Source organism: Polaromonas sp. (genome assembly GCF_039932935.1).
GTDB lineage: Bacteria > Pseudomonadota > Gammaproteobacteria > Burkholderiales > Burkholderiaceae_C > Polaromonas.
The window spans coordinates 22,403-45,157 of the sequence record NZ_JBDTPB010000009.1 but is presented as its reverse complement, the minus strand read 5'-3'; the positions used below and the strand labels follow the sequence as shown (position 1 = coordinate 45,157).

Below are 22,755 nucleotides of genomic sequence, written 5' to 3'. Positions count from 1 at the left end.
TGGCTATTCGATGTGGGCGGCTTCGCTGGAAACCTCGATGAAGCTGCGGCCGTGCCAGCGCTCGACAAGCGCATGGACGAACGACAGCGCGAAGCCCATGCAGCCCAGCGTCATGGCGATTTGGGGGATCCACAGGGGCGATGCGTCGGCTGCGGGTGAAATGTCGTGCGTGACGTACGACACCCAGACCAGGCGCAGGGCGTACCACGCCATATAAGCGGCCAGAGCCAGGCCCGCACCGAGCGACCACCACTCGAGGATGTTGCGCACCTTCGGAGACACCCGGTCCAGCAGCAGCGTGACGCGGATGTGATCACCATGCTGGAGGGTTCCCGGCAAGGCCAGAAATAGCGCAGCGGCAATGGCATACCCCGCATAGGCATCGAGCCCGCCGATGTCCCAGTTGGCCTCGCGCGCCACCACGCCCAGCATCACGGTGACAAACGCTGCAAGCATGGCCAGGCACGACAGCGCCATCAGCAATTTGTAGAAATTCTGGACGAGTTTGCCCATGGCATGCTCCTGCACGAATAAAAGGGAAAGAAAGGAAACCAGGGGCCGCGTTCTGCCTGCGACCCCGCGCCGCCGCGCCATGCGGCGGTGCTGCCGCTTACTTTTTGCGGTAGGCGTCGATCACGGCCTGGCCGTCGGCGCCGGCTGTCTTGATCCATTCGGCCGTCATGGTTTCGCCGATGGCGGTAAGTTCCTTCTTGACGCTCTCGGACGGCACGGCGATGGTCATGCCCTTGGCGCCCAGTTCCTTGATGAATTCGCCATCAAGCTTCTCACTGGTCGCCCAGCCGCGCGACTCGGCTGCTGCCGCGGCCTTGAGCACCGCGTCCTGCGTGGGCTTGTCCAGCGCGTCGAAAGCCTTCTGGCTGACCACGGTGGCATTACGCGGCAGCCAGGCGCTGACGGGGTAGAAGTATTTGACCTGCTCGTACAGCTTGCTTTCTACGCCGCTGGCACTCGACGTCAGGAAGTTCTGCACACCGCCGGTCGCCAGAGCCTGGCCGAGTTCGGCGAGCTGGATAGTCACCGGCTGGGCTTTGAGCAGTTGCGCGATGCGTGTGGTGGCCGGGTTGTAGGCGCGCATCTTGGTGCCGGCAAAGTCAGCCGGTGTGACGATGGGCTTGAGCGAGTACAGCGACTGGCCGGGCCAAGGCACGGTGAAAAGCACCTTGATGCCCTGGGACGCGAGCAGTTTGTCCTGCGCCGGCTTGGCTGCCAGGTACAGGCGTTTGGCATCGCCATAACTGGTGGCCAGAAAGGGAATGGAATCCACGCCGAACAACGGGTTTTCGTTGGCTGCGCCGGACAGGATGAACTCCGCCGCCTGCACCTGACCGGTCTGGACCGCGCGCTTGATTTCATTGGCTTTATAGAGCGAACCTCCCGCATGCAACGTTATCTTGAGTTTTCCTGCGGTCAGTTGATCCACCTCGGTGGCGAACTGCTGCACATTCTGGGTCTGGAAGCTGTTGGCACCGTAGCCGGTCGGAAGATCCCATTTGGTCTGGGCCCAAGAGGCGCTGAAAGTGGCGACGGCGGCCAGCGAAACAAGTAATTTTTTCATCGTGATCTCCAGTAAAAAAAGGGCTCAAAAAGTGGCCAGGTGGTGGTTCAACAAATCGGTGATCAGCATCGCGCCCGGCGCGTGGGTAATGCAGAACTCGGGGCGAGCCTGCATGATGGCCGCCTGCGGCGTGACACCACAGGCCCAGAAAACCGGAATTTCGTCCGGCAACACCTCGACGGCATCGCCATAGTCGGGTTTGGCTAAATCCGTGATTCCAATCTGCGCGGGGTCCCCGATGTGCACCGGCGCGCCATGCACGTCCGGAAAACGCGAGGTGATTTGAACAGCGCGAATCGCATCGGCTGCCTTGAACGGCCGCATGGTCACGACCATCGGTCCGTGAAACGGCCCTGCCGATTCGGTGGCGGTATTCGTGCGGTACATCGGCACATTCCGTCCCTGATCAATATGCTTGATGCGCAAGCCCGCTTCCTGCAAGGCCTGTTCAAAAGAAAAGGAGCAGCCGAGCACAAACGTCACCATGTCCTGGCGCCACAGCGCGCTGACGTCCGTGGGCTCATCGACCAGCTCACCGTGACGCCACACGCGGTAGCGCGGCAGGTCGGTGCAAATGTTGATGTCCGCGCCCAGCGCGGGCAGTTCCACGTGACCCGGTTCGGAAACCGCCAGCACCGGGCAAGGCTTGGGATTGCGCTGGCAGTAGCGTAGAAAATCCCCCGCCTCGGCTTCGGGAAGAATGACCACGTTGCCCTGTACGTGTCCGTTGGCCAGTCCACTCGTCTGCGAAGTCCATCGGCCCTGGCGAATGACGCCGCGGACGTGTGCGGCACTGTTGATGCCGCCTGCGCCGAAAACCGAGAGTGCTGATTCAGTCGATGTGCTCACCAGAAAATTCCCCGTTTACGTATGTCATTTTCATGACGATGGGCGAATTGTGTGAGCGCCGGTAACCTTCAGCAAATTCAAAATTTTTCGCTCAGGTCATCGATTTTTTCGATGATCAGTAGTTACCCTGATGCACCTTTTTTGACGGCTTTGCCACCCTTCGCCGCGGGTTTGCGACCTGTTTTGGTGCCGGTGGCTGCACCCTCGCCGGCAAACTGCACGGCGGACCGGACCACGGTCTCGACCGTCGACGACGTCGGGTCGATGCGGTAACTGGCGTGGATCGGAAGCGACTTCACACGGGTGTCGCAAGCGAGCAGCTTGAGGCTTGCGAAGCCCGTCAAGCGCTGCACCGCAATGCGCGGCAGCAGGGCCACGCCGAAGCCGCCCTGCACCAACTGGACCATCGCTGAAATCGATGAAATGGCATGCACCTTTTTGGGCTCCATCCGGTGCTGCTTGAAGAGATCGATCAACGTCACGTGGGGTTGCGAGCCCTTCTGGAACGTCAACAATTCCATTTCCGCGAGTTCATCGAGGCGGTACTTTCTTTTTTTATGCAGTGTCGGGTTGCCCACAAACGCCATGTCCATGGGCGGCAGCGCCTGGTTGCGCACGCCATCCGCCGATGCCGGCAGGGCAGCAAAAACCAGGTCCAGCGTGCCGCGCTGGACCTGGTCCATCAGGATGGGCGTGGTTTCCACGGTCAGCTCCAGTTCCAGTCCGGGGTGGTCTATGCGGAGCTTTTCCAGCCAGGGAATCAGCCACGAATGCAGCACCGATTCGATGGCGCCAATGCGCATGGACACGGCCATAGCCGCGCCGGAACCCATCTCATGCTTGACTTCGCGCTGCAGCTCCAGCAGCTTTTGCGCATAGACCAGAAAGCGCGCACCCGCGACGGTGAGCTTGAATTGCTTGTCGCGCCGGTCCAGCAACAGGATGCCCAGCTCCTCTTCCAGCGTGGCGATGCGGCTGGACATGGCTGACTGCGTGAGATAGAGCTTGTCGGCGGCGCGCGAGATGCTCTTGAGCGAGGCCACCCAATAAAAGGCTTCAACAAAGCGAAGATTCATGGCGAACCCGGTGCGTCAGGAAAAGGACAGGTGGGCCGGCCGGTTTTTCGGGGTATGCCCGGTGAACTGGCGCGGGATTTGCGTCTATCCTATTACTACTTACTAATTCACCGCCCTGGAGCCTTTCATGAAATTCAAGATCACCCTGATGGCCGCCGCCCTTGCCTTCGGCGCCAATACCTTCGCCCAAACCAAATGGGATTTGCCCGCCGCCTACCCGGCCAGCAACTTTCACACCGAAAACCTGACACAGTTCGCGGCCGACGTCGACAAGGCCAGCGGCGGCAAGCTCAAGATCACGGTGCATGCCAACGCCTCGCTGTTCAAGGCGAATGAGATCAAGCGCGCGGTGCAAGGCGGCCAGGCGCAGATCGGTGAAATTCTGCTGGTCAACTTCGAGAATGAAAACGCGATATTTGGCGCGGACGGCCTGCCCTTCGTGGCGTCCAGCTACGCCTCGGCTCACAAGCTGGCTGAAGCGCAAAAACCGGCCCTTGAAAAACTCCTGGGCACGCAGGGCATGAAGCTGCTTTACACCGTGGCGTGGCCTCCGCAAGGCATCTACGTCAACAAGGAAATCACTGCCGTCGCCGACATGAAGGGCCTCAAGTGGCGCGCCTATAGCCCCGCCACCAGCAAGATCGCCGAGTTGATTGGTGCGCAGCCCGTGACCGTTCAGGCGGCGGAACTGAGCCAGGCCATGGCCACCGGTGTCGTCAACAGCTACATGAGCTCGGGATCGACCGGCTACGACACCAAAACCTACGAAAGCATCAAGTACTGGTATGACGTGCAGGCCTGGCTGCCCAAGAACGCCATCATCGTCAACAAGAAATCTTTCGATGCATTGGATGCATCTACCCAGGCAGCCGTGTTGAAGGCAGCCGCCGACGCTGAAGTGCGCGGCTGGAAAATCAGCGAAGAGAAAAATGACTTCTACAAAAAAGCCCTGGCTGAAAAAGGCATGAAGATCATGACGCCTTCACCCAAACTGGTAGCCGACTTGCGCCAGGTGGGCGGTATCATGAAGGCTGACTGGACGAAACGCGCCGGTCCCGAGGGTGAAGCCCTGCTGACCGCGTTCGACAAATCCAACGCGGCAAAGAAATAAGCATGCGCCGCATGCTCGATGCGCTGTACGACGGCGCGGCATGGCTGGGCGCCCTGTTCATGATCGGCACGCTGGTGTCTGTGCTGGCCGGCGTGCTCGACCGCCAGTTTGCCTGGTCGCTTCAAGGCACCGACATGTATGCCGGTTACTGCATGGCGGCCAGCGGCTTCCTGGCGCTGGCGCATACCCTCAAGAAGGGTGAGCACATCCGTGTCACGCTGATTCTCAACAGTCTTCGCGGCAGCGCCAGGCGCGCACTCGAAATCTGGGCGCTGGCGGCTGCCACGGCGCTTTCCATGCTGTTCGCCTGGTACAGCGTCATGCTGTCGGTCAACTCCTATGCCTACCACGACATTTCTACCGGGAGCGATGCCACGCCGCTATGGATTCCGCAAATCACCATGGGCGTGGGCGCGGTCATCCTGATGATCGCCTTCATCGACGAGCTGGTCCTGGAGATCAGGGGCCAACGCACCCAGGCCAGCGGCGACGAAGCCCTGCACCACGAATAAATAACAACAAGAACTTTCATGTCCGATCTCGCCATCACGTCGCTGCTGATACTTTCGCTTTTTTTGATTCTGGGTTCCGGTGTATGGATTGGCCTCACGCTCTCGGGCGTTGCCTGGATAGGCATGCAGCTGTTCTCTTCACGCGCCGCTGGCGACGCCATGGCTGTGACCATCTGGGGATCCTCATCCAGCTGGACGCTGACGGCCCTGCCCCTTTTTGTATGGATGGGCGAAATCCTGTTTCGCACCAAGCTCAGCGAAAGCATGTTCAGGGGCCTTGCCCCCTGGGTCAGCCGCCTGCCGGGCGGCCTGCTGCACACCAACGTCATCGGTTGCACCATCTTTGCGGCCGTATCGGGCTCCTCGGCGGCCACTTGCGCCACCATTGGCAAGATGTCGCTGCCTGAGCTGGCCAAACGCGGCTACCCGGAAGACATCACCATAGGCTCGCTCGCGGGCGCAGGCACGCTGGGCCTTCTGATCCCACCGTCCATCATCATGATTGTCTACGGCGTCAGCGCCGACGTGTCGATTGCCCGGCTGTTCATCGCGGGCGTCTTTCCCGGCCTGCTGCTGGCCTCTCTGTTCTCGGGCTACCTGGTCGTCTGGGCCTTGCTGAACAAGGGCAAGATCCCGCCGCCCGAAGCCGCGATGAGTTTTGGCGAAAAAGTCTATGAGTCACGCCACCTGATACCGGTCGTGCTCCTGATCGGCTCCGTGCTGGGCTCCATCTATACCGGCATTGCCACCGCGACCGAAGCGGCGGCCATCGGCGTCGTCGGCTCGCTTGTGCTGGCCGTGGTGCAACGATCCATGAGCTGGAACACCTTCAAGGAGTCGCTGCTGGGCGCCACGCGCCTCTATTGCATGATTGCGCTGATCCTGGCCGGCGCCGCTTTCCTGACGCTGAGCATGGGCTACATCGGGCTGCCACGCCACCTGGCCGAGTTTGTCTCCAGCCTCGGGCTGAGCCCCTTCATGCTCATCGTCGTGCTGAGCATCTTCTACGTCGTGCTGGGCTGCTTCCTGGATGGCATTTCGATGGTGGTGCTGACCATGGGCGTTATCCTGCCCACGGTGCAGGCAGCCGGGCTGGACCTGATCTGGTTCGGTATTTTCATCGTCATCGTGGTCGAGATGGCGCAGATCACGCCGCCCGTGGGCTTCAACCTGTTTGTGCTTCAGGGCATGACAAAAAAAGAAATCACCTACATCGCGCGGGTGACCTTCCCGTTTTTCTTGCTGATGTGCGGCATGGTGCTGCTGCTCTGGTTTTTCCCGCAGATCGCCACCTGGCTGCCGGGAAAGATGTAAATCTGCGGCGCTTGTTCAGCGCCAGAATCGCAGCAAGCTTTCATCGTCGGTCAGCGCCCAGGTCTTCAGGCCTGTGGCCGCCTCGATGGCCTGCCTGTAGGGCGGCAAGTTGGTGCACTCGAGCACCACGGCCTGAAGTGAAGGCTCACGCTGCTTCAGCGCCAATGCTGCCTCCACCACATCACTGCGGGCTTTGTCGATATCCATGGTGTCGCGGTTGCCCAAAATCGCCGTGGCAAATTCGCCCGCAGGGTCCACACCCTGAACCAGAACATCCTGCAAACGCGCTTGCGGTACGCCAGCCGCCAGCAGGTGCTCTGCGCCCAGTGCGGCCGCGCTGATGGTCAGCACGCCCACCTTGAGCTGGCGCGCCAGCAGCGCTGGCAATTGCAGCAGGCTGGAGGTGACCACAGGCACCTGCGCCGCTGCCTGCAATTCATCCTGCAGCAGCACCAGAAAGCCGCAGCTCGTTGTGATGGCCCGCGCGCCCTCGGCCTGCAACGCCTGTACAGCGCGCACAAAGGCCGGCGCCACGCCCGCGGCGTGCAAGCCGGCAGCCGACTGCACAATAGTGCCGGGCCAGGCGCCCTGCACCACCCGCTGCCGCACCGGCACGCCAAAGGCATCGGGATGGCCCACATCGCCAGGAGGGCGAGGGAAGCGCGTATCGAGCATCACCACCCCCAGAAAGCCGGAATTCTGGCTGCGAGAGTGTCCTGCGGTTAAAGTCATGGCTGCATTGTCCCGTCAAAACAACCGCCTACCCGCCCCGCCATCATGCTCAACGTCATCGCCATTTCTCTGGGAGCTTCCTTCGGCGCAGTGGCCCGCTGGGGCCTGGGCCTTTGGCTCACGCCCGGCGGCCTGATCCCGTGGGGCACGCTGGCCGCCAACCTGATTGGCGGTTACCTGATCGGCCTCTGCATCGCCGGCTTTCAGTCCATGCCCCAACTGGATCCGGTGTGGCGCCTGGCGCTGGTCACCGGATTCCTGGGCGGGCTCACCACGTTCTCCTCGTTTTCGGCTGAAGTGGTGATCTTCCTGACGGAGGCGCGCTATGGGCTGGCGCTGCTCACGGCCACCGTGCATGTTCTGGGCTCGCTGCTGATGACCATGGCGGGCCTGCGGACTGCTATGTTTTTCATAGCTGGTAGCGCTCGCTGAGAGCGGGCTACGGCCATTTTTCTTTAAATTTTCCAGTCGCAATCGGGCGGCTTGCGCGGCAGGATTCGCGCGCAGCAAGGCTCATTGCATCGCCCTCTGCACAAGCCGCAGGAATTGGCCACAATGTGCCATGGCTTCAACGACACCTTTTCGGCCTGCTCCGGCCACGGGCGGGCTGGACCGCCTGACGCGCATCGGCCATGCGCGCCAGGCCGTTCTTTATGGCGATCCGCTAGTGGCCAACACCGCCCCGCTGGTTGAAACCTGGATAGAGCGCTCCTGGATTCGCTGCCTGGCCTTGGGGCACAGGCCCGAGCAGGCCCCCTCTTTCGACATGGTGTCCGCTGCCGCGCTTAATCGCACCCGGGAAGCCAATGACCGGCTGGTGCAGGCCGCAAGGCCTGTTCTGGAAAGACTGGGACACGCCATCGCCGACACACGCTACTTCGCCATCCTGACCAATCAATCCGGCGTGGTCATCGATGTCAACGGCCCCATAGACCGGCGCGACCGCAGGGCCGACATGATCACGCGCATTGGTACCGACCTCTCGGAACCCCAGGCCGGCACCGCCGCCATCGGTGCGGCACTGACCGAACTGCAGCCGGTGTGGTTGCACCGGGGTGAACATTTTTTTGACGCCACCTCTGTCTACAGCTGCGCGGGCGCTCCCTTGTTCGGCCCCGATGGCCGTTGTGCCGGCATGCTGGACCTGACGGGCATCGAAGCGGCGGAACGCCCCGAACTCAAGCACCTGGTGGCGCAATCTGCGCGCAGCATCGAGAACGCGCTCACCCTGGGCATGCCCCACGCGCTGCAGATCCGGCTGAACTGGCCCGGGCGCACGCTGGGAGACGACGGCGACGGGCTGGTGTGCGTGGACGCCGATGGCTGCGTCACGGGCGCCAACCAGGCGGCGCGCCAAATGGTCTCGCAACTGGGTGCCACCTCAGGTGGGGCGCCTCATTGCAACGACCTCTTTGCCCTGCCCTTCGAAATGTTGTTTGATGCGGCGCGGCAGCAAGCGCCGGTGAACGGCGGCATTCTGGAGACACCACTCTGGACCGGCCTGCGCCTGCATGCGTTACCGCAGTTGCCCGGCCGGGGGCCCTCACCGGTCACCAGTCTGCCGCCCTCGGACGCCGCTACGCGCACGCTAAAGGAAGTTGAAACCGTGCTGATTCGCAAGGCAGTGAGCGACGCGCGCGGCAACGTGGTCCAGGCCGCCCGGGCGCTGGGCGTCAGCCGGGCCACGGTGTACCGTCGCCTGGGTTCGGGTAAACGCAGCTAGCGCCCCAGCGCCTTGCCAACAGGATCAGGCAGTTTGCAGCCTGGTTTTGGCGACAAAGAGGGGCGAAAGATCAATGCTTGTGCTCAGCCGGGGCACCGGCAGCGCCCGGCGCCGCAGTAGCCACCGGCAACTTCAGCTCCAGCCTGCTTTCCACACCCTTGGCGTCCTTGAACAGCAGGGTCACGGGAACGGTACTGTCTTTGGCCAGCGGCGCTTTCAGGTCCATCAGCATGACGTGGTAACCCCCTGGCTTGAATTCGACCTTTTTGCCGGCGGGCAAGTCGAGTGATGGCACGACGCGCATTTTCATCACGTCGCCTTCCATTTTCATTTCATGCACTTCGGCTATGCCCGCCACCGGCGACGACACACCGACCAGCCGGGTCGCGTCCTGGGCGGTGAGGCTCATGAAAGCCCCTGTGCCTTTTTGCCCTTGCACGGTGGCGCGCGCCCACGCGCCATCGACTTTGACGGCGGCCGTCTGGGCAAGCGTGGTCATGCTGGCGAGCGCCAACGAAAGCGTCCATAGAGTTTTTGAGAATGTTGCGGATGTCATGTCTGAGTTCCTTGAAGCAATGAATGGATTCTGAAATAAACCGGCCGGCGGCTCAGTGATTGTGTTCACCGCCGCCGCCCACCGGCATCAGCTCAAGTGCGGCAGCGGGATTTTTAAGGTCGGACATTTTTTGGCCTGGCTGGGGTACTTCTGTCCAGCCAACCTTGCCTTCTTCACAAATCTGCATGACCGGCCAGTACAGCATGCCGGCCTTGGCGGGCAACTTGGCTTGAAGCACGAACTCGTCGTACCAGTCGTTCTGCAAATAATCGGCAGGCGTTTTGGCGGTCCAGCTGATTCGCGACACCTCTTCAGTGATGGTTTTTTCGTGATCAACACGGGGTTGAGCCAGCTTCTCGCGCACAACTTCCAGCGCCCATCCCGCTTTGGGCATGGGTTTGGCGCCCTGCACACCTGCGGGGATGATGACCACAATCTGCTTGACGGGTGACGTCCCGCAGCCGTGCCCGACCTTGAAGGTGCCCTTGTAATAACTGCCGGCATTGGCGACCTGGTATTCCAGGGTGACGTGTGCGGCTGCAGGGAGAGAAATTACAACAAATATGGCTGCAGCCCAATGTGGACGAGCGCAAACAGCTATGTTTTTAATAGCATTCAGGTATTTCATGATTGATTTTTTAGGGTGTGAAGATTAAAAGCGGGCAAGAAGGTCGGCTGGTCGCTGCCAACTGTGACCACGCCCAGGGATTCAGCAAAAGCACCATCAGACACGACGGCGTCATGCGAGGCCAGCGCAGCAGGTACGCGGAAATATTTCATGAGAGCTCACACGCTGAATTGAACGAACAGGCGCGCCGGCCGCAGGGCCGCGCACGGAAATGCCCCAAGCCTCAGGCCGGGGCGGTTCAGTTCAAAGTGCGGGAGGCCCGCGGCTGAAAGGCAGCCCGGGTATGGCGGCGCTGGTGGCTGCGGGGAAGTCGGCGGCAAGCACTTCGTTGCCGGAGAAACATGCAACGGCCGCCTCGGGCAGGGCAGGCAGTACCAGCGCGACGGAGCCGCACAGGTCGCAGCGCATACCCGACTGCGCGGCGTCGCCGTCGGCCGGGGAGTTGCTGTTTGCTGAAGCGGCATCAAATGTGTTGACGCTGCAGATGCCGCCCAGCTTGCCGGTGCGCACATCCTGGGCCAGCATGGACACCGGCGCCCACAAAGCCGACGCCACGGCGAGAAAACTCAGCCAGGTGGCAAGGCGCGCCCACACAGACAGTGGTGGGCGTGATGAAGGATGAAGAGGCACCGCGAGATTATAAGTACGCGCTGGAACCCGGGACGGGCCCGTGCGGAATCAGGGTGCGCCGAAGCCGAAGCGCCGGAACACGTCCTGTGCTTCGGGCGTCAGAAGGTAGGCGGAAAATTGCGCCGCAGCACCATCGCCGCTTCGCGCTGTCAGGCCGTAAGCGGCGCTTACCTGCAAGGCTGGCGGCATCTGCACCACGCTCATGCGCGGCACTTCTTTGCGCACCGCCACGGCATTGGTGCAATAGGTCAGAAAGAGGTCGGCACGGCCTTCGGTGATCAACCACTCGTAAGCGCCCCTGCCGGTCGGAGGCTGCGCTGCTTCGGGTGAACCGGTGAGTTTGAGGGCCTTGGCGTCCAGCGCCGCATAAGCGCCCGATTTCAGCGCCTCTGCCTTGCGGAACACCTCCCAGGCGTAGTCGCCCGATGGATCTGCCTTGGGCGTGGAGGTGCCGAGTTTGACGGCAGGGTCCAGCATCAGGCCGAGCAACTTGGCCGGATCGGCATTGAGCTGTGGCACGGCCAGTGCACACAGCTGGTTGCGCACAAACAGCGTGGGTTGCGCCCATGCACTGGCGGCCATGGCATGCAGACGCTGCGGATGCTGCGTGTCGGCTGACGCGAACACCTGCGCCGGCTCGCCTTTTTCAATGCGCTCGCGCAGCAAGCCTGAGGCGCCAAACGTCAGTTGGGTTTTGACTCCCGTGCGGGCTTCATAAGCGCGGGCCGCTTCGGTGAGCGCTTCACGCAGACTGCCCGCCGCATAAACGCGCAGCGGTGCGCCTTCAGCGGGTGCAGCGGACGGCTGGGCATGTGCCATATTCAGGCCTCCTGGCAAAACGCCCACCAGGAGCAGCGCCTGCAGCATGTGCAATACCCCGTGCGTTGATTTGATCGTCATGGCTGGCTCCTAATGGTTGTCGACTATTTTTGGTGGCAGTGGGGAAGCCGGGAGCACCCCTCTTCACCAGCAGGGGCTGCGGGTCCGGCTTCGCCGGCCCCAGGCGCCGCCCCCCCCGAGGGGGGAACAGGCTACACGCAGTGAGCCTGGAAGGGGGTGAACCTTATTTAGCGTTGGGGAAGAACAGCTGCTCGCCGCCGATCTTGTAGCCGGCGATCACGTTCTGGCCTGCGGGCGAGGTCACCCAGTCCACAAATTTTTGCGCTTCCACCACTTTGGTCTGCGGGTGTTTGGCCGGGTTCACCACCATCACACCGTACTGGTTAAACAGCTTGGTGTCGCCTTCCACCAGCACGACCAGGTCGCCGCGGTTCTTGAAAGACAGCCAGGTGCCGCGGTCGGCCAGCACATAGCCGCCGCTGCTGGCGGCAATGTTGAGCGCAGGGCCCATGCCGCAGCCGCAGGCCTTGTAGTTGGCGAAGGCGGGTTTATCGCCCGGCGTTTCAATGCCCGCGGTTTTCCAGTAGCGGAGCTCGGCGGCGTGCGTGCCGCTCTTGTCGCCGCGCGAGACGAAGTCGGCGTTGGCCGCACTGAGCTTCTTCAGTGCTTCCACGATGTCCTTGCCCTTGGTTTTGGCCGGATCTGCGGCGGGGCCGACGAGCACAAAGTCGTTGTACATGACAGGAAAGCGCTTGATGGCAAAGCCCTCAGCTACGACTTTTTCTTCGGCCACCTGGTCGTGCACAAACAGCACGTCGGCGTCGCCGCGCCGGCCCATGTCGATGGCCTGGCCGGTGCCGACAGCCACCACCTTCACGTCGATGCCCGTCGCTTTTTTAAACTCGGGCAGCAGATACGGGAAAAGCCCGGACTGCTCCGTCGAGGTGGTTGAGGCCATGACGATAGGATTGGTTTGCGCTATTGAAAAGGTAGCACACAGCGCAAGTGGGATAAGGGCCAGAGCCCTGATTGGCTTGAGAATTTTCGACATAGCGCTCAGTCCGTTCGACCCGTTCAAGTTGTTCATGCAAGCTCTCCTTTTAAAAATGTTTCCGCTTCCGCGGGAATGGTGCCGTTGAAAAAATCCGCAGTGGGCAAGTCGGCCAGCAGCCGGCCATGCTCCAGGTAAATCACACGGCTGGCCAGGCGCTTGACTTGGCCCAGGTTGTGGCTGCTGAAGATCAAGGTCATGCCGGCGTCGGCAAACTCGGCCATCAGGCGCTCCACTTCGCGCTTGGCTGTGGGGTCCAGGCTGGCCGTGGGTTCGTCGAGGAGCAAGACCTGCGGCTTGAGTGCCCAGGCACGCGCCAGCGCCACGCGCTGCTGCTGCCCTCCCGACAAGGCCTTGGCATTGCGTGTGGCCAGGTCTTCCAGCCCCACGCGCTCCAGCGCGGCCAGCGCCTGGGCCTTGGCCTCCTGCCAGCGCACGCCCCCCAGCCATAGCCCCAACGCGACGTTGTTCAGCACGCTGGTGCGCAGCATGTAGGGCCGCTGGAACAACATGGCCTGCCGCAACTGCACATCATGCTGAAAGCTGCCCGCAGAAGGCCGGACCAGGCCGTTCAGGGTGCGCAACAGCGTGCTCTTTCCACTGCCGTTGGAACCCACCAGCGCCAGCCTTTCGCCAGCCTTGATGCGCAGGCTGCAGCCCTTGAGCGCGTGGACCTGGCCGAACTGCACACCGACGGCGTGCAGGTTGAAAACCTGCGTCATGGCTGGGCGCCCCCGGCGGCCAGGGCCACATCCGGCAGGCGGTCATCGACCTGCTCCCGCCAGCGCCGCACCAGCCCAATCAGGATATTGAGCAGCAACACCACACCCAGCAGCACGATGCCCAGCGCAAGCGCCAGCGGCAAATCCCCCTTGCTGGTCTCCAGCGCAATCGAGGTCGTCATCACGCGCGTGAAGCCATCGATGTTGCCGCCCACCACCATCACCGCACCCACCTCCGAGATCGCCCGGCCGAACGCGGCGATCAGCACCGTCAGCAGCGCATAACGCTCGTCCCACAGAAGAATGAGGCCACGCACGAACCGGCCTGCACCCAGCGACTGGAATTGCTCGCCGTGGCTGCGGTCGGCATCTTCAATGGTCTGGCGCACCAGAGCGGTGACGACCGGCAACACCAGCACGGCCTGCGCCAACACCATGGCCTTGAAGGAAAACAGCCAGCCAAGAAAACCGAGCGGCCCGGTTCGCGAGAGCAACAGATACACCACCAGGCCGACCACCACCGAGGGCAAGGCCAGTGCGGTGTTGAGCACAGCCAGAACGGCGCCGCGGCCGCGAAAGCGCGACACGCCCAGCCACGCACCGAGTAGCAAGCCGCCGCTGCAGGCAATGAGGCAGGCAGAGGCGCTCACGGCCAATGAGCGGGCCACGATGCTGGCCAGCATGGGATCAAGCGAGGTGATAAGGGCAAAGGCCGTGGCGGCGCTGTCTGAGAAGGTGTTCATGTCGGAAGGTGTGCGGCACTCTAGCCTAGGGCCTAAGTCCTTGATTTGCATCAGGAATCATCGCTATGAATGAATTTGCATAGGTTGGCCAGCTGAGCCGCCATGCATGCCGCGCCGTTCTTCCACCTTCGCCGATGCACTCATAATCCATGCACCCTCCGCCTTGCCATGCATAAAGTCGAACTCTCTTATCTGCTGACGCCGCAGCGCGGCAAGAACGCCCTGATCCGCAATCCGCTGATGGATCTGCTCCACGCAGTGCGCGAGCAAGGCTCCATCTCCAAAGCCGCCAAGGCGCTCGATCTGTCGTACCGGCACGTGTGGGGCGCACTCAAGGATTGGGAGCAGACTTTGGGGCGCTCACTCATCGTCTGGGACAAAGGCCAGCGCGCCCGCCTCACCGAATTCGGCGAAAAGCTGCTGTGGGCCGAACGCCAGGCGCAAGCCCGGCTGGCGCCGCAAATCGAGGCCTTGCGTGGCGACATCGAGCGCGCTTTTTCAACCGCCTTCGACGACAACGCCCATGTGCTCACGCTGTACGCCAGCCACGACGCGGCGCTTTCGGCCCTGCGTGACCAGGCCAGCCCGCGCGGGCTGCACCTGGACATCCGTTTCATGGGCAGCGTCGACGCTATTGCGGCCTTGAATGCGGGGCGCTGCATGATGGCCGGCTTTCACACGTTGGACCAACCTGACAGCCAGTCGGTGACGGCACAAACTTACCGCAACCTGCTCAAGCCCGGCCTGCATAAGCTGATCGGGTTTGCCCACCGCATGCAGGGCCTGATCGTTGCCAAAAACAATCCGCTGCGAATCGCCGGCATTGCCGACCTGGTCAAGCCGGGCGTGCGCTACGTGAACCGCGCCGAAGGCACCGGTACACGCGTGTTGCTCGACGAACTGCTCGCCAAAGCCGGTGTGCCAGTTTCAGATATCCAGGGCTATGAGAGCCAGGAGCCTTCCCACACGGCGGTAGCGCAAGCCATTGCCGCCAATGGGGCGGATGCGGGTCTCGGCATTGAAGCGGCAGCGCGCGAAAAGGGCTTGAGCTTCGTACCGCTGGCCCAGGAACGCTACCACCTGGTGTGTCTGAAGTCCGAACTGCCCACGCCGCAGGTGCAGGCACTGCTGAAGGAGCTGCAAAGCCGCCACTGGCAGACTACGCTGGAAGAATTGCCCGGCTACAGCGGGGAAGCGGCGCAGTGCGGCAAAGTACTGTCCTTGCGCGCCACCCTGCCGTGGTGGACATACCGCAAGGAAAAATTGGCAAAAAATGCCTGAAGCCCTTTATGGACAAGCGCAACCAGCTATTTTTTTTATAGCGCGCAGGATCTGAACCCACAGAAAATGTCGTCCCGCCCAGGCAGGCAGAAGTTGCGAAACCGGGGATGCTTCAGGCGCGCACGCGTCGCAAACGAAGCGCCGCGCAGGACCTTGTGGCTGCCAAACCAGGGTTCGGAATACGCGCGGTAAGGGCCAGGCACAAAGCCGGGGTAGGCGCGAAAGGTGGTGCCCGTCCACTCCCACACATCGCCCCAGCGAAAGCCCCTGCGGGCGGCAGTGTGCGCGGCAACCTCCCACTCCACCTCTGCAGGCAACCGGCGCCCGGCCCAGCGGCACCAGGCGTCAGCCTCCCACCAGCTCATGTGCATGGCCGGCTGATTGCCCAGCATGCGTGTCGGCTGGCCAAAGCGCGTCAGCATGACGGCGCCACTGGCCACACCGATCTGCTCCACATAGCGCGGGCCGCGCCTGCCTTCGGTTTTCACCGCCGCCTGCAACCATTCCCACCCTTCTGGTTGCCACAGCGCCTGCCTGTCGTAGCCACCGTCGTCCACAAACTCGACAAACTGCGCCCAGGTCACGGGCTGTGCGTCAATTTCAAACTCGGGCACGTTGACTGGATGCTGGGGCAGCTCGTTGTCAAAGGTAAAGCCCATGCCTGGCGTACCAGCTGTAGAGCCCATCATCCAGGTGGTGGCCGGTACCAACAGGGCGTCGCGCACGGTCAAAGGCTGCGGCGTGAGAGCCTGCAGCAAAGGTTTGTCCAGACTGAGCCCCAGAGCTTGCGCCGTGTGGGCGATGACTTCGCCTTGAAGGTCTTCGTAAAAGAGGCACAGACGATAAAAGTACAGTGCATCGTCATCGTCCCCGGCCTTGTCAAGCAACTCCAGCGTGCCTTCCAGGGTGTCGAGCAAATAGGCTCGGCAGCTTTCCATGCCCGGCAGGCCCAGCCTCCAGCGATCTGCCGGCGCCGTGCTCGCCGGGTCCCACCAGCGGTCGGCGTTCGGTTCAATCGACGCCAGCCGGGCATGCACGGGCTCGCATTGCGCGCCGCGCGCGCGTTGCATGTTGCGGCCGACCCACCACTCCTGAAACCAGCCCAGGTGACCCAGCAGCCAGAGCGGAGGGTTCAAGTCAGGCAATTCAGGCACTGGGGAATCGCCAGACAAACGGGCTTGATGGATGTGACCGGTAAGACGCAGCGTGTGGTTGCGCGCGTCCATCAGCGCCAGGGACAGCATGTCGCGGCCTGCGATGCGCATCAGCGGCGAATCCAGCCCACCACCCACCGCTGCGGTTGCAGGCGAAGAGGGTGGTAATGAATTAGGTATAGCGTCTGAATCCAAGGCAGCATTCCCGACAGGCCCGCCCATGATCGACACAGACCGGACACAAACAAGGCGCCATCATGCTTTCGGCGGGCCGAACCAGAATAGCAGAGACTTCGCGGACTTGGGGCTCTGCTGATGCCCTATAGGTGAATAGCGTTCATGGGCATGCAACCCAGGAATCGATGCAAAATTTTGAAGCGCACCCCGTGACCCGCACAGCGGCTGCGCCGCGTTGCAGATTGCCACGCATTTTCAAGTTTCTCCTTCTGAATCCGCAAGGACGCGTATAGACTCCGGCCAAGCGTCACACGAAGAAGAGCGCTTGAGGACACCTGTCCGGCTTCGGTTTCGACGCCGGACTTCGACCACCCACCCGGCCCCGTATCCATGCAACCACATGACCTGAATTCATCACCCGCAGAACTCGATCTGACCTTGCTGGACCTTGGCCCGCTGGCCTGGGTATTGGAGGAACTCCGGAAATCCCTGGAAGGCTCCACCAAAGCCCTCAAGCGTTTTGTGCGCGAAGCCGAGACGGTCAACAAATCAGAGCTGGCGGCGCTGGATGCCGGCCAGTTGCGCATCGCCCGCCAGCAGTTGCATCAGGCAGTGGGCGCCCTGGAGATGGTCGGCATGAGCGCCCCCGCGCTGGTGTTGCGGGCCATGGAGACGGCGGTGCAAAAGTTCATCCAGTCACCGGCGCAATGCACCCCGGACGCAGCGGCAAAAATCGAGCTCGCCGGTTTTTCCCTGGCGGAGTACCTCGAAGACGTATTGGCGGGCAAACCGGTGTCCCCGGTGTCCCTCTTCCCGCAATACCGAGATATCCAGGGGCTGGTGGGTGCGGACCGCATTCATCCGGCGGACCTGTGGGTGTTTCAGTGGCGCTGGATAGAGCCGGTCTTGAATATCACCGTCGATGCCCGAGAGTACGGCGGCGAATCCAGGCAATTGCTGGACCGGCTGATGCTGACGCTGATCCGCACCGGTGATACAGAAGCGTCACAAAGCCTCAGCGATGTATGCCTGGGTTTTGCCCAGGGCCAGACCAGCATTGAGTCCAGGACGTTCTGGAAAATCTCGGCCGCCTATTTCGAGGCGCTGTCAAAGGGCTTGCTGAAGATCGATCTTTATGTAAAGCGCGCAACGCTGCGTGTCCTGTTGCAGTATGTCTGGCTGGCCCGCGGCACCGAGGCGTCGGAGCGGCTTGCGGAAGACCTGCTTTTTCTCTGCTCCCAGGCGAAGGTCCAACGTGCCAGCGATGCGCCAGTGCTGTCGGCGGTACGGTCGGCCTACGGGTTGAAACGATTCAAGCCGGTGGACTATGAAGCGGTCCAGTTCGGCCGCTTCGCGCCGGCCTTGATCGCCCAGGCCCGCAAGCGCATTGGCTCGGCCAAAGAAACCTGGTCGGCGGCGACCGCTGGCGACCTGGCCAAATTCAAGTCGCTGAACGACCAGTTCAGCCTTGTGACGGATTCGCTGGTGAAGCTCCATCCGCCCAGCGAGCCGATGGCACGGGCGCTGTCCCGCGTGATCGCCGCGACGGTCAGCTCGGGCAAGGCCCCCAGCCCCGAACTGGCGCTGGAAGTGGCCACCTCCGTGCTTTACCTTGAGGCAGTGTTTGACGACTTCGACCCCAATGATCCGCGCTTGTGGGCCCGAACAGCGCGGCTCGCGGAGCGGCTGGAAAGCGTCAGAACGGGCGGGCAAGCACAGCCGCTGGAGTCGTGGATGGAAGAGCTGTACCAGCGTGTGAATGACAAACAGACCATGGGAAGCGTGGTCGGAGAACTGCGCGTTGCACTGGGTGTACTCGAAAAATCACTCGACAGCTTCTTCCGCACACCGGAGGACAAAACACCTTTGGCAGTCGTGCCTGGCCAGCTGGCGCAGATGCAGGGCGTGCTGTCCATGCTGGGAGTGGACCAGGCGGCCCTGGCGGTGATGCACATGCGCGAACTGGTTGAGCAGATGCTGAAACCTGACGCCAATGAGCAGCAGGCCCGCCTGGCCGGATCATCTGACCGCCTCGGCAACAACCTGGGCGCCCTGAGCTTCCTGATCGACATGCTCAACTACCAACCCGCCCTGGCCAAAAAGCTCTTTGTGTACGACGCGGCGAAAGGTGAGCTCAAGGCCGACAAGGACACCTGAGTCGAAATGATGATGATGGCGCTGGCGCCTTCGCGCTGGGACAATGGGATGCGCATGGGTGGGCCGCGCATGGGGCCCTTGTTTTAAACTGGCGGCTACATCCGCGTGCTTCCCGACGCCGCTGCACGAAGCCATTGAAAGCCCACCATGAATGCCCCCGACGTCTTGCCCTCTGTCCCACCCCGGCTGACCAGCCTGTCGCACGGCGGCGGCTGCGGTTGCAAGATTGCACCCGGCGTGCTGAGCGCCATACTCAAGAACGCCAGCAACCTGCCCGGTTTCAATTTGCCGCCGCAGCTTCTGGTGGGCATCGAGACCGCGGACGATGCGGCTGTTTACCTGCTCAATGACGAGCAGGCACTCATCGCGACGACCGATTTCTTCATGCCTATCGTTGATGACCCCTACGATTTCGGCCGCATCGCCGCCACCAACGCGATCAGCGACGTCTACGCAATGGGCGGCACACCCATCATGGCGCTGGCGCTGGTAGGCATGCCGATCAATGTGTTGCCGCTGGAAACCATCGGCGCCATCCTGCGCGGCGGGCAAGACGTTTGCCGCGATGCGGGCATTCCGATCGCCGGCGGCCACACCATCGATTCTGTCGAGCCGATCTATGGCCTGGTGGTGCTGGGACTGGTGCATCCCTCGCGTGTCAAGAAAAATTCGGGCGCCCGGGAGGGCGATGTGCTGGTGCTTGGCAAACCACTGGGTGTGGGCATCCTTTCCGCAGCGCTGAAAAAAGAAATACTGGACGCTGCGGGCTACGCGCAAATGATCGACGTGACCACGCAGTTGAACAAGCCCGGGATCGACCTCGCCAAACTTGACGGCGTCCACGCAATGACCGACATCACTGGGTTCGGGCTGGCCGGACACGGCCTCGAACTGGCCCGCGGCGCCCAGCTCAAGATGACGCTGGACCTGAAGCGCGTTCCGGTGCTGCCGGGGGTTATGGCCCTGGCCGAAGCCGGCGTGGTCACGGGCGCTTCGGGGCGCAACTGGGCCAGTTACGGCGCAGAAGTTTCGCTACCTTCCGGCACCCCGGCGGCCTGGCAGGCATTGCTGTGCGACCCGCAGACCAGCGGCGGCCTGCTGGTCTCATGTGCACCGGAGGTTGAAGCTGAAGTCCTGGCCTGCTTTGCACGCCATGGATTTGCGCAGGCCAGCACCATCGGCGTCATGGGCCACGGTCGCGGGCTTGAGGTTCTCTGAGGACTCTGCGGGCTTGCCCCCGTTACAGGGGAGGCGAAACCGAAAGCCTCTCAAGTGCGCCAAAAGACCGATATGCGCGCCGAAAGTGCACCAAAGCGGGACAGCCAAGCGTATACCCTTAGGTTTATAGGGCTACATCGTCAAAAAGCTGTCAGCTTGCCTTTTATAGTTCTTTATAAAATTTGCCACCGCAAACCATCATCCGGAATGGCCGTCCACACGGCATTCCTGATGATGTGTGTGCGGACTCTTTACCCTGGAGACAACAATGCGCGCGTTACTGAAGTTCTCAAACGGCGTCGACTGGATCAATACCCAGATCGGCAAATACGTGATATGGCTGATCATGGCCTCCACCGTTATCAGTGGCGTCAACGCCGCAGTGCGAAAAATATTCAGCACCAGCTCTAACGCTTACCTCGAAGTGCAGTGGTACCTCTTTGCCGCCTCCTTCCTGATCGCCGCAGGCTATACGCTTCTGAACAACGAGCATGTGCGGATTGACGTGGTCTCCAGCCGCCTTTCCAAGCGCGGGCAAATCTGGGTCGACATCATCGGCTTTACCTTTTTCCTGACGCCTTTTTGCCTGGCCATCCTTTATTACGGCGTGCCGTTTTTCTACAGAGGCCTGATTTCCGGGGAAATGTCCGGCAACGCCGGCGGACTGATCCGCTGGCCCGTGTACGCCATGATCCCGCTCGGGTTTTCTCTGCTGTTGCTGCAGTGCTGGTCCGAACTGATCAAGCGCATCGCTTTCCTCAAAGGCCTGATCGAAGACCCGACCGTCAAGAAAGTTGACAAGACGGCTGAAGAAGAACTGGCAGAGGCCATCCGCCGCCTGGCCGAATCAAAAACAACAGCTGCCTGAGGACTGATTCATGCAATTCCTTGTCAACAATATGGCCCCGATCATGTTCGCGGGCCTGTTCGTCTTCCTGCTGATGGGTTTCCCCGTCGCGTTCAGCCTGGGCGCCTGCGGTCTGTTCTTCGGCTTCATCGGCGTTGAAATGGGCATCCTGCCTGAGGCGCTGCTGCAGGCGCTCCCTCTGCGGCTTTTCGGCATCATGCAGAACGACACACTGCTGGCCATTCCGTTCTTCACCCTCATGGGGCTGATCCTGGAGCGAAGCGGCATGGCCGAAGATCTGCTGGAAACCATCGGACAGCTGTTCGGCCCGGTTCGCGGTGGCCTGGCACTGGCGGTGATTTTCGTGGGGGCCTTGCTCGCGGCCACCACCGGCGTTGTCGCGGCTTCCGTCATTTCCATGGGCCTGATTTCGCTGCCCATCATGCTGCGCTACGGCTACGACCGGCGTATCGCCGCGGGCGTGATCGCCGCATCGGGCACCCTTGCGCAGATCATTCCGCCGTCTCTCGTTCTGATCATCCTGGCCGACCAACTGGGTCGCAGCGTCGGCCAGATGTACAAGGGTGCATTCATCCCCGGCTTCATGCTCACCGGCATGTATGTGTCGTTCGTGGTCGCCATGGCCATATTTCGCCCTAAGTGGCTGCCGGCGCTGCCGCCGGAGGCACGGACCATTCGCGAAGACAACGGCAAGAGCGGATTGCTGTCGCTGTTGATCCTGACCATTATTTCGACCGGAGTCGCCGTGTACTTCGGCGAGCATTATGCTGACGTTTATAGCTGGGTGAAGGGCGAGAAAATCACCAGCGTCGCCACCGACGAAACCATTGTGGTGTCGATGTGCGCGGGTGTGCTGCTGGCGTTCGTGATCGCGCTGATCAACAAGGTGACCCGCATGGGCCTGCTTTCACGCATGGCCGAGCGCGTCACTTTCGTGCTGATTCCGCCGCTGCTGCTGATCTTCCTGGTGCTGGGTACGATTTTTCTGGGGATTGCCACCCCCACCGAAGGCGGCGCCATGGGCGCGCTGGGCGCGTTCATCATGGCCATGGCCCGCGGCCGCCTGAGCATGACGCTGCTCAAGCAGGCGCTGAACACCACCACCAAGCTGTCCTGCTTCGTGGTGTTCATCCTGATCGGGTCTACCGTGTTCAGCCTGGTGTTCCAGGGCGTGGACGGACAGAAGTGGGTGGAGCATCTGCTGTCAGGCCTGCCAGGCGGCCAGACCGGCTTCCTGATCGTGGTGAATATCCTGATCTTCTTTTTGGCATTCTTCCTGGATTTCTTCGAGCTGTCGTTCATCGTGGTGCCCCTGCTGGCCCCCGTGGCAGAGAAGCTGGGCATTGACCTGATCTGGTTCGGCGTGCTGCTTGCCGTCAACATGCAGACCTCGTTCATGCACCCGCCGTTCGGCTTCGCTCTGTTCTACCTGCGCAGCGTGGCACCGATGAAGGCCTATGCTGATCGCGTCACCGGCAAGCTGATCCAGCCCGTCACGACCATGCAGATCTACTGGGGCGCCGTGCCGTTTGTGCTGATCCAGATTGTGATGGTCTCGCTGATCATCTTCTTCCCCGGTATTGTCTCCAGCGGGTTGGATAAGGCCGAAAAAATCGACCTGGACAAAGTCCAGCTGCAGATGGAGGCTGAAAGCCGCGCCGGGCAGACGCCCGAGGTCACGGTCCCAGAGCCTGAAGCGGGAGCTCCGGCGCCAGGTCTTGAGGCGGCCCCCCCCCCGGCCGCAGAAGACGACCCGATGAAGGCGATGCAGGACTCGCTTGCCAAAGACAAGAAGAAATAAAGTGAGGTCTCGCGTGGTCTTCAGGCCACGTGAACG

At 61.9% G+C, this 22,755-nt stretch carries 24 protein-coding genes; 10 read left to right on the top strand and 14 right to left on the bottom strand.

The window, feature by feature from the left end:
- Positions 1-3: 3 nt before the first annotated feature.
- The 4 genes from ABI546_RS01055 to ABI546_RS01040 all read right to left on the bottom strand — a co-directional run bounded on the left by ABI546_RS01055 (position 4) and on the right by ABI546_RS01040 (position 3,501).
- Positions 4-513, bottom strand: coding sequence for a TRAP transporter small permease (locus tag ABI546_RS01055; RefSeq protein WP_348043224.1), 510 nt, complete (start codon positions 511-513; stop codon positions 4-6).
- Between the two features lie 97 nt (positions 514-610).
- Positions 611-1,576, bottom strand: coding sequence for a TRAP transporter substrate-binding protein (locus ABI546_RS01050; RefSeq protein ID WP_348043222.1), 966 nt, complete (start codon positions 1,574-1,576; stop codon positions 611-613).
- 24 nt (positions 1,577-1,600) lie between these two features.
- Positions 1,601-2,377, bottom strand: coding sequence for a putative hydro-lyase (locus tag ABI546_RS01045; RefSeq protein WP_348043511.1), 777 nt, complete (start codon positions 2,375-2,377; stop codon positions 1,601-1,603).
- 170 nt (positions 2,378-2,547) lie between these two features.
- Entirely contained in the window at positions 2,548-3,501 is a 954-nt protein-coding gene (locus ABI546_RS01040) for a LysR family transcriptional regulator (RefSeq protein ID WP_348043220.1), read from the bottom strand.
- Between the two features lie 127 nt (positions 3,502-3,628).
- On the opposite strand from ABI546_RS01040, the gene ABI546_RS01035 reads away from it, so the two are divergent.
- From ABI546_RS01035 to ABI546_RS01025, 3 genes are read left to right on the top strand one after another with little or no spacing between them, the layout of a single operon-like run.
- The gene (locus ABI546_RS01035) at positions 3,629-4,612 is read left to right on the top strand and encodes a TRAP transporter substrate-binding protein (RefSeq protein WP_348043218.1); all 984 of its coding nucleotides are present in this window, start codon (positions 3,629-3,631) and stop codon (positions 4,610-4,612) included.
- Between the two features lie 2 nt (positions 4,613-4,614).
- Entirely contained in the window at positions 4,615-5,124 is a 510-nt protein-coding gene (locus tag ABI546_RS01030; RefSeq protein ID WP_348043216.1) for a TRAP transporter small permease, read from the top strand.
- Between the two features lie 18 nt (positions 5,125-5,142).
- Positions 5,143-6,438 (top strand): TRAP transporter large permease subunit, encoded by a 1,296-nt coding sequence (locus ABI546_RS01025; RefSeq protein ID WP_348043214.1) that lies wholly within the window; start codon positions 5,143-5,145, stop codon positions 6,436-6,438.
- A 15-nt stretch (positions 6,439-6,453) separates the two neighbouring features.
- Here the strand turns inward: ABI546_RS01025 and ABI546_RS01020 are convergent, their stop codons facing one another.
- Complete coding sequence (locus ABI546_RS01020; protein ID WP_348043212.1) at positions 6,454-7,170, bottom strand: aspartate/glutamate racemase family protein; 717 nt, start codon at positions 7,168-7,170, stop codon at positions 6,454-6,456.
- A 45-nt stretch (positions 7,171-7,215) separates the two neighbouring features.
- Between ABI546_RS01020 and crcB the strand changes: the two genes are divergently transcribed.
- Both crcB and ABI546_RS01010 read left to right on the top strand, forming a co-directional pair.
- On the top strand, positions 7,216-7,602 hold the full coding sequence (gene crcB, locus ABI546_RS01015) for a fluoride efflux transporter CrcB (protein ID WP_348043210.1): 387 nt from the start codon (positions 7,216-7,218) through the stop codon (positions 7,600-7,602).
- Between the two features lie 130 nt (positions 7,603-7,732).
- Positions 7,733-8,893 carry a helix-turn-helix domain-containing protein gene (locus tag ABI546_RS01010; protein ID WP_348043208.1) on the top strand — a complete coding sequence of 387 codons (1,161 nt, stop codon included), beginning with the start codon at positions 7,733-7,735 and terminating at the stop codon, positions 8,891-8,893.
- Between the two features lie 70 nt (positions 8,894-8,963).
- Here the strand turns inward: ABI546_RS01010 and ABI546_RS01005 are convergent, their stop codons facing one another.
- From ABI546_RS01005 to ABI546_RS00970, 8 genes are all read right to left on the bottom strand, one after another.
- Positions 8,964-9,392, bottom strand: coding sequence for a copper chaperone PCu(A)C (locus ABI546_RS01005; protein ID WP_348043509.1), 429 nt, complete (start codon positions 9,390-9,392; stop codon positions 8,964-8,966).
- A 109-nt stretch (positions 9,393-9,501) separates the two neighbouring features.
- The gene (locus tag ABI546_RS01000) at positions 9,502-10,077 is read right to left on the bottom strand and encodes a YcnI family protein (protein ID WP_348043206.1); all 576 of its coding nucleotides are present in this window, start codon (positions 10,075-10,077) and stop codon (positions 9,502-9,504) included.
- Entirely contained in the window at positions 10,074-10,229 is a 156-nt protein-coding gene (locus tag ABI546_RS00995) for a hypothetical protein (protein WP_348043204.1), read from the bottom strand. The genes ABI546_RS01000 and ABI546_RS00995 overlap by 4 nt, the downstream gene beginning before the upstream one ends.
- A gap of 91 nt (positions 10,230-10,320) precedes the next feature.
- On the bottom strand, positions 10,321-10,707 hold the full coding sequence (locus tag ABI546_RS00990) for a DUF2946 family protein (protein WP_348043202.1): 387 nt from the start codon (positions 10,705-10,707) through the stop codon (positions 10,321-10,323).
- Between the two features lie 48 nt (positions 10,708-10,755).
- The gene (locus tag ABI546_RS00985) at positions 10,756-11,607 is read right to left on the bottom strand and encodes a molybdate ABC transporter substrate-binding protein (protein ID WP_348043200.1); all 852 of its coding nucleotides are present in this window, start codon (positions 11,605-11,607) and stop codon (positions 10,756-10,758) included.
- Positions 11,608-11,770: 163 nt separating this feature from the next.
- On the bottom strand, positions 11,771-12,505 hold the full coding sequence (locus ABI546_RS00980) for an extracellular solute-binding protein (RefSeq protein ID WP_348043198.1): 735 nt from the start codon (positions 12,503-12,505) through the stop codon (positions 11,771-11,773).
- A gap of 125 nt (positions 12,506-12,630) precedes the next feature.
- A complete protein-coding gene (locus tag ABI546_RS00975; protein WP_348043196.1) occupies positions 12,631-13,320 on the bottom strand; it encodes a phosphate ABC transporter ATP-binding protein in 690 nt (229 codons plus the stop codon).
- Positions 13,317-14,063 (bottom strand): ABC transporter permease, encoded by a 747-nt coding sequence (locus tag ABI546_RS00970; RefSeq protein WP_348043194.1) that lies wholly within the window; start codon positions 14,061-14,063, stop codon positions 13,317-13,319. The genes ABI546_RS00975 and ABI546_RS00970 overlap by 4 nt, the downstream gene beginning before the upstream one ends.
- 168 nt (positions 14,064-14,231) lie before the next feature.
- On the opposite strand from ABI546_RS00970, the gene ABI546_RS00965 reads away from it, so the two are divergent.
- Complete coding sequence (locus tag ABI546_RS00965) at positions 14,232-15,344, top strand: substrate-binding domain-containing protein (RefSeq protein ID WP_348043192.1); 1,113 nt, start codon at positions 14,232-14,234, stop codon at positions 15,342-15,344.
- A 35-nt stretch (positions 15,345-15,379) separates the two neighbouring features.
- Here the strand turns inward: ABI546_RS00965 and senA are convergent, their stop codons facing one another.
- Entirely contained in the window at positions 15,380-16,609 is a 1,230-nt protein-coding gene (gene senA / locus ABI546_RS00960) for a selenoneine synthase SenA (RefSeq protein WP_348043190.1), read from the bottom strand.
- A 456-nt stretch (positions 16,610-17,065) separates the two neighbouring features.
- Between senA and ABI546_RS00955 the strand changes: the two genes are divergently transcribed.
- The 4 genes from ABI546_RS00955 to ABI546_RS00940 all read left to right on the top strand — a co-directional run bounded on the left by ABI546_RS00955 (position 17,066) and on the right by ABI546_RS00940 (position 22,719).
- Positions 17,066-18,832: a hypothetical protein gene (locus tag ABI546_RS00955; RefSeq protein ID WP_348043188.1), complete on the top strand. Its 1,767-nt coding sequence runs from the start codon at positions 17,066-17,068 to the stop codon at positions 18,830-18,832.
- Between the two features lie 147 nt (positions 18,833-18,979).
- Positions 18,980-20,050, top strand: a complete 1,071-nt coding sequence (gene selD / locus ABI546_RS00950; RefSeq protein WP_348043186.1) for a selenide, water dikinase SelD — start codon at positions 18,980-18,982, stop codon at positions 20,048-20,050.
- Between the two features lie 268 nt (positions 20,051-20,318).
- Complete coding sequence (locus ABI546_RS00945) at positions 20,319-20,918, top strand: TRAP transporter small permease subunit (RefSeq protein WP_348043184.1); 600 nt, start codon at positions 20,319-20,321, stop codon at positions 20,916-20,918.
- Positions 20,919-20,928: 10 nt separating this feature from the next.
- On the top strand, positions 20,929-22,719 hold the full coding sequence (locus ABI546_RS00940) for a TRAP transporter large permease subunit (RefSeq protein ID WP_348043182.1): 1,791 nt from the start codon (positions 20,929-20,931) through the stop codon (positions 22,717-22,719).
- The last annotated feature ends 36 nt before the right edge of the window (positions 22,720-22,755 follow it).